Source organism: Rhizobium oryzicola (assembly GCF_030504645.1).
Taxonomy (GTDB): domain Bacteria; phylum Pseudomonadota; class Alphaproteobacteria; order Rhizobiales; family Rhizobiaceae; genus Neorhizobium; species Neorhizobium oryzicola.
Map to the genome: position 1 here is coordinate 894,803 of NZ_JAUKWQ010000001.1, position 12,381 is coordinate 907,183.

Annotated in this window: 14 protein-coding genes; 5 read left to right on the forward strand and 9 right to left on the reverse strand. The window is 59.8% G+C overall.

Translation table 11 applies throughout. The annotated features are described in order from the left end of the window. Window positions 1-21: 21 nt before the first annotated feature. The 3 genes from Q2T52_RS04330 to Q2T52_RS04340 are packed head-to-tail and all read right to left on the reverse strand — an operon-like array spanning window position 22 to window position 1,750. Window positions 22-894, reverse strand: a complete 873-nt coding sequence (locus tag Q2T52_RS04330; protein WP_302075430.1) for a metal ABC transporter permease — start codon at window positions 892-894, stop codon at window positions 22-24. Further along, complete coding sequence (locus tag Q2T52_RS04335; RefSeq protein ID WP_302075431.1) at window positions 891-1,649, reverse strand: metal ABC transporter ATP-binding protein; 759 nt, start codon at window positions 1,647-1,649, stop codon at window positions 891-893. Before Q2T52_RS04335 ends, Q2T52_RS04330 begins: the two co-directional genes overlap by 4 nt. Continuing rightward, window positions 1,628-1,750 (reverse strand): hypothetical protein, encoded by a 123-nt coding sequence (locus Q2T52_RS04340; RefSeq protein WP_302075432.1) that lies wholly within the window; start codon window positions 1,748-1,750, stop codon window positions 1,628-1,630. The genes Q2T52_RS04335 and Q2T52_RS04340 overlap by 22 nt, the downstream gene beginning before the upstream one ends. Before the next feature lie 497 nt (window positions 1,751-2,247). On the opposite strand from Q2T52_RS04340, the gene Q2T52_RS04345 reads away from it, so the two are divergent. Further along, entirely contained in the window at window positions 2,248-2,826 is a 579-nt protein-coding gene (locus Q2T52_RS04345) for an acyltransferase (protein WP_302075433.1), read from the forward strand. A gap of 3 nt (window positions 2,827-2,829) precedes the next feature. On the opposite strand, the gene Q2T52_RS04350 is transcribed toward Q2T52_RS04345, so the two are convergent. Next, window positions 2,830-3,726, reverse strand: coding sequence for a LysR family transcriptional regulator ArgP (locus Q2T52_RS04350; RefSeq protein WP_302075434.1), 897 nt, complete (start codon window positions 3,724-3,726; stop codon window positions 2,830-2,832). Between the two features lie 97 nt (window positions 3,727-3,823). Between Q2T52_RS04350 and Q2T52_RS04355 the strand changes: the two genes are divergently transcribed. Next, complete coding sequence (locus Q2T52_RS04355; protein WP_302075435.1) at window positions 3,824-4,432, forward strand: LysE/ArgO family amino acid transporter; 609 nt, start codon at window positions 3,824-3,826, stop codon at window positions 4,430-4,432. 22 nt (window positions 4,433-4,454) lie between these two features. Here the strand turns inward: Q2T52_RS04355 and Q2T52_RS04360 are convergent, their stop codons facing one another. The 3 genes from Q2T52_RS04360 to Q2T52_RS04370 all read right to left on the reverse strand — a co-directional run bounded on the left by Q2T52_RS04360 (window position 4,455) and on the right by Q2T52_RS04370 (window position 6,800). Next, window positions 4,455-5,228, reverse strand: a complete 774-nt coding sequence (locus tag Q2T52_RS04360; protein ID WP_302075436.1) for a hypothetical protein — start codon at window positions 5,226-5,228, stop codon at window positions 4,455-4,457. 162 nt (window positions 5,229-5,390) lie between these two features. After that, window positions 5,391-5,876: a peroxiredoxin gene (locus Q2T52_RS04365; protein WP_302075437.1), complete on the reverse strand. Its 486-nt coding sequence runs from the start codon at window positions 5,874-5,876 to the stop codon at window positions 5,391-5,393. Window positions 5,877-5,957: 81 nt separating this feature from the next. After that, window positions 5,958-6,800 carry a protein-disulfide reductase DsbD domain-containing protein gene (locus tag Q2T52_RS04370; protein ID WP_302075438.1) on the reverse strand — a complete coding sequence of 281 codons (843 nt, stop codon included), beginning with the start codon at window positions 6,798-6,800 and terminating at the stop codon, window positions 5,958-5,960. Window positions 6,801-6,959: 159 nt separating this feature from the next. Between Q2T52_RS04370 and Q2T52_RS04375 the strand changes: the two genes are divergently transcribed. From Q2T52_RS04375 to Q2T52_RS04385, 3 genes are all read left to right on the forward strand, one after another. Continuing rightward, a complete protein-coding gene (locus Q2T52_RS04375; RefSeq protein WP_302075439.1) occupies window positions 6,960-7,565 on the forward strand; it encodes a YqgE/AlgH family protein in 606 nt (201 codons plus the stop codon). 92 nt (window positions 7,566-7,657) lie between these two features. Beyond that, a complete protein-coding gene (locus Q2T52_RS04380; RefSeq protein ID WP_302075440.1) occupies window positions 7,658-7,849 on the forward strand; it encodes a CsbD family protein in 192 nt (63 codons plus the stop codon). A 449-nt stretch (window positions 7,850-8,298) separates the two neighbouring features. After that, entirely contained in the window at window positions 8,299-9,360 is a 1,062-nt protein-coding gene (locus Q2T52_RS04385) for a zinc-binding metallopeptidase family protein (RefSeq protein WP_302075441.1), read from the forward strand. 104 nt (window positions 9,361-9,464) lie between these two features. Here the strand turns inward: Q2T52_RS04385 and Q2T52_RS04390 are convergent, their stop codons facing one another. Together Q2T52_RS04390 and Q2T52_RS04395 are read right to left on the reverse strand one after the other, a co-directional pair. Then, entirely contained in the window at window positions 9,465-11,234 is a 1,770-nt protein-coding gene (locus tag Q2T52_RS04390; RefSeq protein ID WP_302075442.1) for a methyl-accepting chemotaxis protein, read from the reverse strand. Between the two features lie 293 nt (window positions 11,235-11,527). Then, window positions 11,528-12,373 carry a DUF1003 domain-containing protein gene (locus Q2T52_RS04395; protein ID WP_302075443.1) on the reverse strand — a complete coding sequence of 282 codons (846 nt, stop codon included), beginning with the start codon at window positions 12,371-12,373 and terminating at the stop codon, window positions 11,528-11,530. Between the last annotated feature and the right edge of the window lie 8 nt (window positions 12,374-12,381).

A 12,381-nucleotide genomic window follows, 5' to 3' on the forward strand; every position in this document is an offset into this window, starting at 1 on the left:
TAGTTCTCCTTGGGTTAAAGTTCAGCCCGTCAGATGCGGACGGGGAAAGTATTTGCGGGCAATGCCAGCCGGTCCGACCAGGATGGACAGGCCGTAGAAGATGGAGGCCGTGATGATGATGGTCGGGCCCGAAGCCAGCTCCAGATGATAGGAGGCGATGAGGCCGATATAGCCGCTGGCAAAGGCGGTTCCGGCAGACACCGCCAGCATGCCGGGCAGCGTTCGCGCCCACAGCTGTGCGATCGCCGCCGGCAGCATCATCAGCCCGACCGCCATCAGCGTGCCGAGCGCCTGAAAGCTGGCGACCAGGTTCAGCACGACCAGCAGCAGGAAAGCGACGTGATAGAGCGGACCGCGACCGCCGACGGCCCGCAGGAAGCCGGGGTCGAAACATTCAGCCACCAGCGGGCGATAGATGACCGCAAGCGCCACCAGCGTGATCGAGGTGATGCCGCCGATCAGTGTCAGCGCCTCGTTGTCGATGGCAAGGATGGTGCCGAACAGCACATGCAGGAGGTCGATATTGGAGCCGCGCAAGGAAACGATCAGCACGCCGAGCGCCAGTGAGGTGAGGTAGAAGCTGGCAAAGCTCGCATCCTCCTGCAAAACGGTAGCGCGGCTGACGAGGCCGGAGAGAAGCGCGACCGAGAGGCCCGCCACCAGCCCGCCAAGGCCCATGGCCGTCAGCGACAGCGAGCCTGCGATGAGGTAACCGATGGCAGCCCCCGGCAGCACCGCATGGCTCAGCGCATCGCCCATCAGGCTCATGCGGCGCATCATCAGGAACACGCCCATCGGCCCGGCACCGAGCGCCAGACACAGGCAGGCCACCAGCGCGCGGCGCATGAAGCCGTAATCCTGAAACGGCGCGATGAGGAGATCATAGGCGCTCATGCGGCCGGCTCGCAGATGGCGGCGTTCTCATCCCAGCGCTCGGCCATGGCGCGGGCCGTCAAGAGATTGGCGGGCGACAGTGCTTCTTCCGTCCGCCCCCAGGCGATCAGTTCGCGAGCAATCAGCAGGGTTTGCGGGAAATGCGCCCGCACCTGATCGAAATCATGCAGCACGGCGACAACCGTGCGGCCTTCGCCGTGCCAGCGGCAGACAATATCGATGAGGTCGCGCGTGGTGCGGGCATCGATCGCGGTAAAGGGCTCGTCCAGCAGGATCAGCGGCGCATCCTGCAAGAGCAGGCGGGCAAACAGAACGCGCTGGAACTGGCCTGCGGACAGCGAACCGACGGGGCGTCTTTCGAAGCCTTCCAGCCCGACGGCTGACAATGCATCTCCAGCCTTGATCATATCCTGCCGCCCAACGGCGCGGAAGGCGCCGCTGCGCTTCCAGGCGCCCAGCATGACTGTATCGAGCACGCTGATCGGAAAGCGACGGTTGATCTCGGCCGCTTGTGGCAGATAGCCGATATCGCTGGCAGTGAAGCCCTTGATGATCTTGCCTTCCGCGGGCTTCAGCTCGCCCATGATGGCCTTCAGCAGTGTGGACTTTCCAGCCCCGTTTGGCCCGGCAATCGCCGTCAAGCTGCCGGCTTCAATGCGACCCGAGAGATGATGCACGGCCGGGTGGCGATCATAGGTGATCGTCACATTGGTCAGATCAATGCCACCACTGCTCATGGCAGGCTGGCCGCCCATTCGATCGCCTGCCACAGCCCGACAAGGCATGCCGCGACCACGCAGACGCGCAGGAGCGCGGAATAGCGCATCAGGCTGAAGGGGTAAGTGGGACTACGCATACGGCGACCATGTAATGTTATGTTGTTACGATTAGTAACGTTATAACAAAGTGGCGAAAGAAAGGCAGAGGTTATTTCGGGCTGGTGACAAAGCCGGGCGGTGCTTTGATTTGCGTGCGTCGGTTAATATGAAGGTCGGTGCCGAGAGAGGATGTTCTCGCACATACTTTCACCCCCCTCTGCCCTGCCGGGCATCTCCCCCACAAGGGGGGAGATCAGCAGAGCGGCTACCCGCTCATTCATTTAGCTCATGTGGAGAAAGCCAGATAACTCACAACCTCCAAAGCGGATCGAGAGGGAGCCACGAGTCGATCTCCCCCCTTGTGGGGGAGATGCCCGGCAGGGCAGAGGGGGGTAATGAAGTTCGTATAACATCGATTTGGAACCTGCCCGTCACTCCCCACCCGCAGCTTCGCCGCGACCTCCTCATGAACGCCGGTGGGCGGCGGCAAGCTCAGCCCTATATGCGTACGGGTTTTTGCGACAAGGAGAACACTGTGCTGCATCGCTACCTTGCCAAAGTCAGCCGAAAGCTGGGCGCCACGCCCTCACAGCTGCAACTCAGGAACCGCGCCCAGGCCCGCGTGGAAGGCACGTTGTCCGGCCCGGGTCTGTTGGTGGCGGGCGAGGCCTGGCCGGGCGTGCTGACCGAGCCGGCGCAGGTTCTGGTGGCCAAGGGTGCCGAGATCGAGATGCGAGACACCTTCTATCTGCATCACGGCGGCACGATCGGCGTGCAGGCGGGCGCAAGACTCTCGCTCGGCAGCGGCTATGCGTCGCCCCGCGTCTGGATTTCCTGCGGCCTTTCCATTGAGATCGGTGATGGCGTGGCAATCGCCGACCAGACCATTATCCGCGACTGGGACGGCCATGACATTGAAGGTAGGCCGGATCGCAAGCCGATCCAGATCGGCAACCACGTCTGGATCGGTATGCGTTGCATCATTCTGAAGGGTGTCACAATCGGCGATGGCGCGGTCATCGGTGCGGGTTCCGTCGTGACGCGGGATGTGCCGCCGGGCATGCTGGCCACGGGCAATCCGGCGACCGTGCGACGGCCTATCATTTGGCGGTAGTTGTCAGATCAGCACCCGTTTTGCCGCTTCCGTTACTGAACGGGTGAGGTCGGCCAGCCGATCCGTCGCCAGCCGGTTGATCTGCCAGTAGAGCGCCACATCCAGCGGCGAATTGGCGACCAGTTCCACCAGCGCGCCGGAGTGCAGATGCGGTCTCGTCAGTGGCTCCGGGTTCATGCCCCAGGCCATGCCGGCAAGGCTCGCATCCAGAAAGGCTTGCGTCGAAGGCAACCAATGGCTGGGGGATTGGATGTCCGCGCCAAAGGTTAGGCGCATCCAGTCGCGCTGCAGGCGATCCTTCTGGCTGAAGGTCAGGCAGGGTGCCTTCGCCAGCGCGTCCGCCGTCACGCCGTCGGGAAAGTAGCGGTCCACGAAGTCCGGGCTTGCCGTCGCGTGATAGCGCAAGGCACCGAGTGAGTAGCGGCGGCAGCCCGCGACAGGCTTTTCCGTGCTGGTGACGGCGGCAATCACCCGGCCGCGCTGCAGCCATTCGGCGGTATGGTCCTCATCGTCAACGGCGATGTTCAGCAGGTATGGGGACTGTTTCGAAAAGGCCGCTGCGGCATCCAGGAACCAGGTGCCGAGACTGTCGGCATTGGTGGCGACCTGCAGCGTGACCCGGTGTTCCGGCCCGCGCGGATCGGCAAGCGATGGCAGATGCTCGAGCAGTTCGCGCTCCAGCATGCCGACATTCTCCATGTGCCGGCACAGCCAGTCTCCCTTCTCCGTGGCAGTGCAGGGGTTACCGCGCACGATCAGCACGGCGCCGAGCCGCTCTTCCAGCTGCTTGACGCGTTGCGAGACCGCCGAGGGCGTCACGTTCAAAAGAACGGCGGCCTTCTCGAAGCTGCCGGATTGCACGACAGCCTGCACGAAACGAAGTGCGGAATAGTCAAGCACGGATTAGTCAGCCTTAATCAGAGTAAGCAGGTTTAACTAGCCTAATCCGCGCTGGGTGACTACTGCCTCTGCGGGATCACAGGTGAATTTCGGGCATATGCACATTTCAACTTTCTTCACCGGCATGATGATGAGCCTCAGCCTCATCGTGGCCATCGGCGCGCAGAACGCCTTCATTCTCCGTCAGGGGCTGAAGGGCGAGTATATCTTTGCGGTCTGCCTGACCTGCGCGCTTTCGGATGCCCTCCTCATCATCCTCGGCGTTACCAGCCTGAAGCAGATCGTCACCCTTCTGCCCTGGCTGGATCCCGTCATGCGCTATGGTGGTGCGGCCTTCCTCATCTGGTATGGGGCAAGAAGCCTGCGCTCGGCGCTGAAATCCGCAAGTGCGCTTGATGTGGAGGGGGCTCCGCCCGCAAGCTTCGGCAAGACCATGGCCACCTGCCTGGCGCTGACCTATCTCAATCCGGGCGTCTATCTGGATACGGTGGTGCTGCTTGGCAGCATCTCCAACCAGTTTCCGGGCCACCGTGCGGAATTTGCCAGCGGCGCCGCCTCAGGCTCGTTCCTGTTCTTCTTCGCGCTGGGCTATGGCGCGACAAAACTTCGGCCCCTGTTTTCCAACCCCGCCGCCTGGCGCATTCTGGAAGCGGCGATTGCTGCCATCATGGGGCTGATCGCGTTCCGCCTGCTGGCGGGGGTGTAGGGGCGGAGCGTTACGCCCCCAATCAGTTCCCCTTGCCTGCCAGATACTGGGCACGCTTGGCGACGACCTCTTCGTAATTGGACTGAAGTCGCTCAATCTCCTGATAACGGGGATCTTTCTTCATGCCTTCCGTATCGACGATCTTCTTGTCCTCAAGCGGCGGCAAGCTTTCGAAGACCTTTTGCGTGATTGCCGTCTTGGCTTTCTCAATCGTGCCACCCAGCAGCTGGGCAATCTTCTTCGCCCGATATTCTGCGGCATCTGGTCCGCTCAACGTGCTCGTGTCGTTCGCGAACATAGCGGTAAGGATCCGGCCGAGTGCATCGTTCTCCGCCCCGACGACGCCTTGGTTGTCAATGCGCACGATACCCTTTCCGGCAACCGTAACAGTGGCGTAAGGCTTCACCCGCGGGTCGTTAGAAACATCTGCCGGGATGACTGTGGTGTAGTCATGTTCCAATCCATCCTGTTTCCCGGTAATCAGTGCCTTCGAAGCGGCCAGAAAATCCTGATATTCGCTTTCGGGGAGTGCCGAGATGTTAACTTCCTTGACGGTCAAGTATCCGATTTTAAAGGAATAACCATCCAGTTCCAGCAGCTTGCCACCCAAATTGACCATCACCTTTGACGGCAGGCTGTCGACCGTCGGGTTGCTTTTGCGCGTCGCAGATTGATTGCCGTCCTCCTCCAAGGAAGAGAAGTCTTGGGCACCGCCATCCGCCTTGATCGTGAGCTGCGAGGCGGCAGCATAGCGCGTTGCCGCATCAGAATATGTATTTGTGCCTATGGTTGTCATTGTTACCTCCTGCTAATGCTGGAGATTGTATATCATAAGCTTGCCTCAACCTTTCCTAGGTAAAATTTCTGGCATAAAATCTAGGATTGAATTCCGGTAAATTCTTAAATACAAAAAGCGGCCCCGAAGGACCGCTTTCGCATCATCACATGTGGTCGGAACTCAGACCAGAGTCAGCATGTGTTCGGCGCCGGATACGGTCGCCTGACCCGGGTTTTCCTCGATGTTGATCGACTTCACCACGCCGTCTTCGACCAGCATGGAGTAACGCTTGGAGCGTACGCCGAGGCCACCGGCGGACAGATCCATGTCGAGGCCGAGCGCCTTGGTGAAACCTGCATCCCAGTCGGCGAGGAAGTGGATCTTGCCCATGCCGCCGGACTTTTCAGCCCAGGCACCCATCACGTGCCAGTCGTTCACGGAAAGGACTGCGAGGTCGTCCACGCCCTTGGCGAGCAGTGCGTCGCGGTTTTCGAGGTAGCCGGGCAGGTGGTTGAGCGTGCAGGTGGGCGTAAAGGCGCCGGGCACGGCGAACAGCACCACCTTTTTTCCGGAGAAGATGTCCTTGGTCGAAACCTCGACCGGGCCGTCTGCGGTCTTTTCCTTGAACTTGGCTTCGGGCAGCTTGTCGCCGACGGAAATTGTCATCTTCGTCTCCTCAGGTTTGAAAATTGGCTGATGCAAATGGGGCTCGCGCAAGCGCGTTTGCCGCGCGACTATAGAGCGGGATCATTCGAAGGCAAGCGAGCTTTCCATGGCGCGGCTGCCGGCCACAACAAGAATATCCCACCGCTTGCCTTTGGGCTCATAACGCGCGGGAAGCTTTGGAACCGGCATTTCCACCGTCAACAGATCGCCCTTCTGTTCCGCTTTCTGCCGTTCGACAAGCACATGCCCCTGTGGTCCCACGACATAGATCTGCGCCCCGGTCTGGCCGGCTGGCAGCTTCAGCGAAAGCTTGAGCAGCTTGCGGTCATCCGAGAGCGCATGATCGGCTACGGTGAAGTCTGTCGAAGGGGCTTCGGGGAGGGTCTGGCTTGCTGCTTGCAACAGGCGCGCTTCTTCCTCGGAGGAGGGGTCAGGCGTGGAAATCGGCAGGCGGAATTCCGCCTGGAAGGGAATGCAGATATTGCGGCAGAGCCCCACGAAGGCGGCCGCGGTCAATTGCAAGGGGACTTTGCCGGGCTCGGCCTTCAACGTGAAGGGAAGGGTGACGGCGTGGTCGTAGCCGATGTCGCGCACGCCATCCTCGTCAAAGACCTTCGGAACGGGAAACCGCATCTCTGTCAGACGCACGCCGCTCGCGGGCGCAAAGGTCACTTGTGGGGGAATGCCCGCCTGTCCCGGCTCCTTCCAATAGGTCATCCAGCCCGCCTTGGGCTCGATCTGCAGCGCGCCGCGCACGGTGCCGTCTGCTTCCGGAGCAAGCGCGATGATGCGCATCCGCCCGCCTTCGTTCTCCGCCCAGTCGCTCATATCGGCGGATGCCTTGGCAACCGGCAACAGCAGGCTGAAAGCCAGCACAGCCGCCAGTCTTCGAGCAGGATCGGGAACAACGCTTGTTTTCGTCATGGACCAGAGATCTATTCAACAAGCAGAAATACCACCAGCAGTAAGATCAAAAAAGCCGATCATTTTCGGTTGATTGATGCGTGCGCCTGCTCCATCTTGATTTGAATGAAGGAAACTGCCCCGCCACACGGGCCGGGCCGACGGCAAGCTGGAGGCACGATGGCACTTTCGACACTCAGGGACAAACGGGAGCGCGGCTTTCTGGATGGCCAGTTTCTGATTGCCATGCCGGGCATGCCGGATGGCAATTTCCATCGCTCTGTTGTTTACATCTGCGCCCACTCGCCGGCCGGTGCCATGGGCTTCATCATCAACCGCCCGCAGGAAATCTCGTTCACGGAAATCCTGCTGCACCTGAAGCTGGTGGATCAGCCGGAAGCCATCACGCTTCCTGGTGCGACGCGCGACTTCCCGATCCTGAATGGCGGACCGGTTGAGACCGGTCGCGGCTTCGTTCTGCATTCGGATGATTATGTCAGCGAGTCCAGCATCCCCGTCAGCGATGATATCTCGCTGACGGCAACACTCGATATCGTGCGTGCTATTTGCGAGGATCGCGGGCCCCGTAAGGCAACCATGTTGCTGGGTTATGCGGGCTGGGGTCCCGGCCAGCTGGAAAGCGAAATCGGCAACAACGCGTGGCTGAACTGCCCGGCCAGCGAAGACCTGATCTTTGCCCGCACGTTGGATAATAAATATGAGCGCGCTCTGGCCTTGATGGGCGTATCACCCGAGATGCTCTCGGCCGAAGCAGGCCACGCCTGACTTTCCAAATAAAAGTGGCGGAACCAAGCTTCTCCTTCCGCGTTTACTTGTCGGAAACCCTGACAATACAGGGCCAACAAAGGAGAAGCACCATGGGTAGCATGAGCGATAAGATTTCCGGTAAGGCAAACGAAGTTGCCGGCAAGGTAAAGCAGGCCGCTGGTGACATGACCGACAACCATTCGCTGAAGGCGCGTGGCGCCGCCCAGGAAGCCAAGGGCGACATGCAGCAGGCCAAGGGTAAGGTCAAGGACGGTATCAAGGATACGGTTGACCGTATCTAATTTCCGATAGCATTTCGATGAAGACCTGTTCTGGCCCTGCCGGAGCAGGTCTTCTGCTTATACCAAGTGTCGATGATAGGAACCGATTGCGTGGGACCGGAGGCCTTCATCCGACGAGAAGCATACCGGAGAGCGATGCTCCCGCATCGGTCGAGGATTGCGACAAAGTCGGGGGAACGATTTCCGGCCCATCCCGCCGCAGGATTGCTGTCGCAATCCTGCAAAACGAGAAATCTGATGGACACGGCTTTCGCTTCGCATGGCGAAGCGGCGTGTCCAGTGGACCGGGCGCTTTTGCCCCCCGGACGTCGTCGAAAATCCGCGCCGGACCGATGGGTCCGACTGTGGTTTTCTCCTCGCCGGAAACCAAAATCGCTCCGGCGCAATCGGTTCATATCATCGACACTTGGTATTATTCACCACTCTCTCTTCATGCGAGCATAGCGACCATGCGCCTTTATGAGTGTGATCACTGCGGCCAGCCCATCCACTTCGATAACCGTGTTTGCGTCAATTGCGGCCACCGGCTGGCCTTCGTGCCGGAGCGCATGGCCATGCACGCGCTGGAGGAGGAAGAAGGCGGCGTGTGGCACCTGGTGGCCAATCCGCGCCAACAGGTTCGGCTTTGCGCCAACGAAGTCAACGACATCTGCAACTGGACTGTCAGCGCCGAGGGGACTGAACAGTTCTGCCCCGCCTGCCGTCATAATCGCCTTGTGCCTGACGCATCCACCGAGCAGGGCTTGCGGCAGTGGCGGCGCATCAGCCAGGCGCAGCGCCATCTCTTCTACTCGCTGCTGAAATGGGATCTGCCGCGCACCACCCGCAACGAAGATCCGGAGGGTGGATTGGTCTTCGATTTCCTCGTGGACGAGGTGAAGGAGGACGGCACCGTTGTGGCGGCCATGACCGGTCACGACGAGGGCGTTATTGCCATTCGTGCGGCAGAGGCCGATGACGTGACGCGCGAACGGGTGCGCGTGGCCATGAACGAGCCATACCGCACGCTGCTTGGCCACTTCCGTCATGAAACCGGCCACTATATCTGGAACAAGCTGGTGCGTGATATGGACCGGCTGCAGCCGTTCCGTCTGGCTTTCGGGGATGAACAGGCCGATTACGGCGAGGCACTCAAGCGCAATTACGAAGAGGGGCCGCCGGAAAACTGGCAAGAGCATTTCATCAGCACCTATGCCAGCTCCCACCCCTGGGAGGATTTTGCCGAATGCTTCGCCCATTATGTTCATATCGTCGATACGCTCGAAACGGCCCGCGCCTTTGGCATGGGTGTTGACCCACGAGGCCATGAGGAACTGTCAGCGGAAATCGCTTTCAATCCCTATCGCGCCCGCGATGCGCAGCAGCTTGTGGATGCCTGGATCCCGCTCAGCGTGGCGATCAACGCCATCCATCGGTCGATGGGCGTGCCGGATCTCTATCCCTTCATCCTGACACCGACCGTGGTCGCCAAGCTGGAATTCGTGCACGGCCTTGTTCAGGGTAAGCGATAAGGATTAGCAGAAAAAAGTGAGGAGACCGGGGTTCCTGGCGCCGGTCTCCTACCTGTGTCGCGAGCGGATCAACGGGCGGGGTTAGCAGATCCGCCGCAACAACCTCAGAAATCTTCCCATTGTTCGGCAACGGCGGCATTGCCCATGCTGATGCGGCTTGCCATTCGCTGTGACCCTTGGTTCGCAGGGAGGTTGAGAGGCTGGCGCAATGTCGTCTCTACAGTTCCGGGCTCGTCCTGAAGGCGAAACAGCGCCAGTAGGCTGAACAGTGCTGCCGACTCTTTGGCCAGATTGTGTGCAGCTGCCGTGGATTCTTCGACCATAGCTGCATTGTGCTGCGTCCCTTGATCCATGGCGTTGACGGCGCCGTTGATCTGCTTGATGCCACCGGCTTGCTCGCGCGCCCCTTGCACAATCGCCGCAACATGGGCGTTAATCTCGGTGATTTGCTGAACGATAAGGCCAAGCGACTGGCCGGTTTCGCCCACAAGCTCTACGCCCGTCTTCACCTGACTGCTGGAGAGTGTAATCAGCGTCTTGATTTCCTTGGCTGCTGAAGCGGAGCGCTGGGCAAGGGCGCGCACTTCCTGGGCAACCACTGCAAAGCCGCGACCTGCATCGCCGGCGCGCGCCGCTTCCACCCCGGCATTAAGCGCCAGCAGATTGGTTTGGAAGGCTATCTCGTCGATCACGCCGATGATGTTGGAAATCTCCTTGGAAGATTGGTCGATTGCGCCGACCGCCGCGATCGCCTTGCCGACCACGTCACCCGATTTCTCCGCATGCTTCCGGGTGGCTTCCACCAGTCGCCCGGCCTCATCAGCGCGGGTGCTGGTGTCCGCAACCGTCTGCGTCAACTGATCCAGCGATGCCGCTGTCTCTTCCACAGTCGCGGCCTGCCGTTCCGTCCGTTGGGCAAGATCCTGCGCTGATGTGCTCACTTCGGCAGAGCTTGCGGCGATGACGCGAGCGTTCTGTTGGATGCTGCTCATCGCGGATCGAAGATTGCTAGCCGTCTGGTTGAAGTCCGCGCGCAACTGGTCAAGCGACGGAATGAAAGGATCGTGAAGATGGGGCCGCAGGTCGCGCGCGGCCAGAGCCTGAAGGCCTTCGCCCAGCGCCAGAACATTTTGCACGCGCCCGGTCACGTCGCTCGCAAACTTGACGACCTTGAAGACCTTGCCATCCAGACCGAAGATCGGGTTGTAGGAAGCTTGGATATAGACTTTGCGCCCGCCGCGTCCGAGGCGCATGAACTCGTCTGTCACAAATTCGCCCGCGGCAAGCCTTTGCCAGAAGTGCTGGTATGCGTCGCTCTTCACATAGTCCGGATCGCAGAACATCGAGTGGTGCTTGCCGACGATCTCGCCAAGCTCATAGCCAAGCGTTTCGAGGAAATTTTCATTCGCGGTTAGAATTTCGCCTGTCGGCTTGAATTCGATCACAGCTTGCGCGCGCGAAAGCGCATCGAGCTTGCCTGCGTCTTCGGCCGCCTTCAGCTTGATCGCCGTAATGTCGGTCGCAAACTTCACCACCTTGTACGGCTTGCCGCGGCGGAAAACCGGGTTGTAGGATGCCTCGATCCAGATTTCCCGCCCGCCTTTGCCGATGCGTCTGTATTGCCGCTGATCGTACTGCCCCTGTGAGAGCTTTTCCCAGAACAGCCGGTAGTCGGGTGAGGCGACTTCTTCAGGATCCACGAACATGCGGTGGTGGTTGCCGACGATTTCATCCCGGCGATACCCCAATGCAGCGCAGAAATTTTCGTTCGCTTCGAGGATCTTGCCCGTCAGATCGAATTCGATGATCGCAAGGGATCGATTCATTGCGGCCAGAACTGCAGCAGAATCGTTGAGTTGAAATTGCATGCGCATGGATGCCGTGCTCCGCCAGGAAAAGAAGCCAGCCGAACGCCGTTCCGGAAACCGCGAGGCACCGGATTGTCGCTAGGACTTATGTGGGAAATCTTCAGTGCGAGACAGCGTCGATCATGGCGCGCTCTTGGGAAGAACATCAATCCTTCCGATATCCCAAAAATAGAGCTGGCTTATTGACGAACCGTAAAACGGACAATCCAAATTCTACTGATGTGCAACTAATCCGCGTGAAAATTTCGCAGATGACGTAAAAGAAGGCACTTTTGGCTTATTTGAGCAGCCGCGCAGGCCTAGTTGTCGCCCTCATCCGGCGTCGTGCTGGCGGCTCCTGGAGCCACGCTAGATGGCTTCTTCGCCTTTGTGCTCGGCTTCGGACGCTTGACGATTTTCAGGGCGCGCTCGGTCTTCTTGGCCTGGTCGCGCATCATTTCGATCTGGATCTGCTGGATCTCGGTCAGGCGCTCCCACTGGCGGTTCAGCAGGTGATCCACCTTTTCATGCAGGTGGCGGATTTCAAGCTCGGCCTTCAGGTTGACCTTGTAATCGTTCAGCGCACGCAGGCGATCCTTTTGTTCCTGGCGGCGCTGGCTCATCATGATGACCGGCGCCTGCAAGGCTGCAATGGTGGAGAGCACTAGGTTCAGCAGGATAAAGGGATAGGCATCGAAGGCTTTGTCCGCACCCATAATCAGGTTGATCGCCATCCAGACAGCGAGGAAAAGGCAGAAGGAGATGATGAAGGTCCAGCTGCCGCCAAAGGAGGCGACGATATCTGCCACGCGGTCTCCGAGCGATCGGCTGTCCTCGTAGTCGTCTTCAATGTTCTCGGCCAGCGTGTCGTGGTCCTTGAGGCTTTCGATAACTTCATTCTCAAGGTTGGTCAGCTCGCCACGCTCTTCCCGCAAAAGCTGGGAGATATAACGGCCACGAAATTCTTCCAGCGCCTTGCGGCTGATGTAACCCTCGGCCGGAAGCGGCATCGCCACCTGGCCGATATATTCCACCAGCGACGGGCGCAGATATTCGATATTGACGGCATCCTTGCGCTTCAGGCTGGCGCCGGTAATGACGTCGATCAAGAGCTTGTTCTTGCTGCCCTTGCTTTGCTCCGACATCATCGGGCCGTCGGACGGCATTGTATCTT

Coding starts and splice junctions, on each gene's coding strand:
- Q2T52_RS04330 (WP_302075430.1), bottom strand. CDS start 894: ATGAGCGCCTATGATCTCCTCATCGCGCCGTTTCAGGATTACGGCTTC.
- Q2T52_RS04335 (WP_302075431.1), bottom strand. CDS start 1,649: ATGGGCGGCCAGCCTGCCATGAGCAGTGGTGGCATTGATCTGACCAAT.
- Q2T52_RS04340 (WP_302075432.1), bottom strand. CDS start 1,750: ATGCGTAGTCCCACTTACCCCTTCAGCCTGATGCGCTATTCCGCGCTC.
- Q2T52_RS04355 (WP_302075435.1), top strand. CDS start 3,824: ATGCACATTTCAACTTTCTTCACCGGCATGATGATGAGCCTCAGCCTC.
- Q2T52_RS04360 (WP_302075436.1), bottom strand. CDS start 5,228: ATGACAACCATAGGCACAAATACATATTCTGATGCGGCAACGCGCTAT.
- Q2T52_RS04365 (WP_302075437.1), bottom strand. CDS start 5,876: ATGACAATTTCCGTCGGCGACAAGCTGCCCGAAGCCAAGTTCAAGGAA.
- Q2T52_RS04370 (WP_302075438.1), bottom strand. CDS start 6,800: ATGACGAAAACAAGCGTTGTTCCCGATCCTGCTCGAAGACTGGCGGCT.
- Q2T52_RS04375 (WP_302075439.1), top strand. CDS start 6,960: ATGGCACTTTCGACACTCAGGGACAAACGGGAGCGCGGCTTTCTGGAT.
- Q2T52_RS04380 (WP_302075440.1), top strand. CDS start 7,658: ATGGGTAGCATGAGCGATAAGATTTCCGGTAAGGCAAACGAAGTTGCC.
- Q2T52_RS04385 (WP_302075441.1), top strand. CDS start 8,299: ATGCGCCTTTATGAGTGTGATCACTGCGGCCAGCCCATCCACTTCGAT.
- Q2T52_RS04390 (WP_302075442.1), bottom strand. CDS start 11,234: ATGCGCATGCAATTTCAACTCAACGATTCTGCTGCAGTTCTGGCCGCA.
- Q2T52_RS04395 (WP_302075443.1), bottom strand. CDS start 12,373: ATGCCGTCCGACGGCCCGATGATGTCGGAGCAAAGCAAGGGCAGCAAG.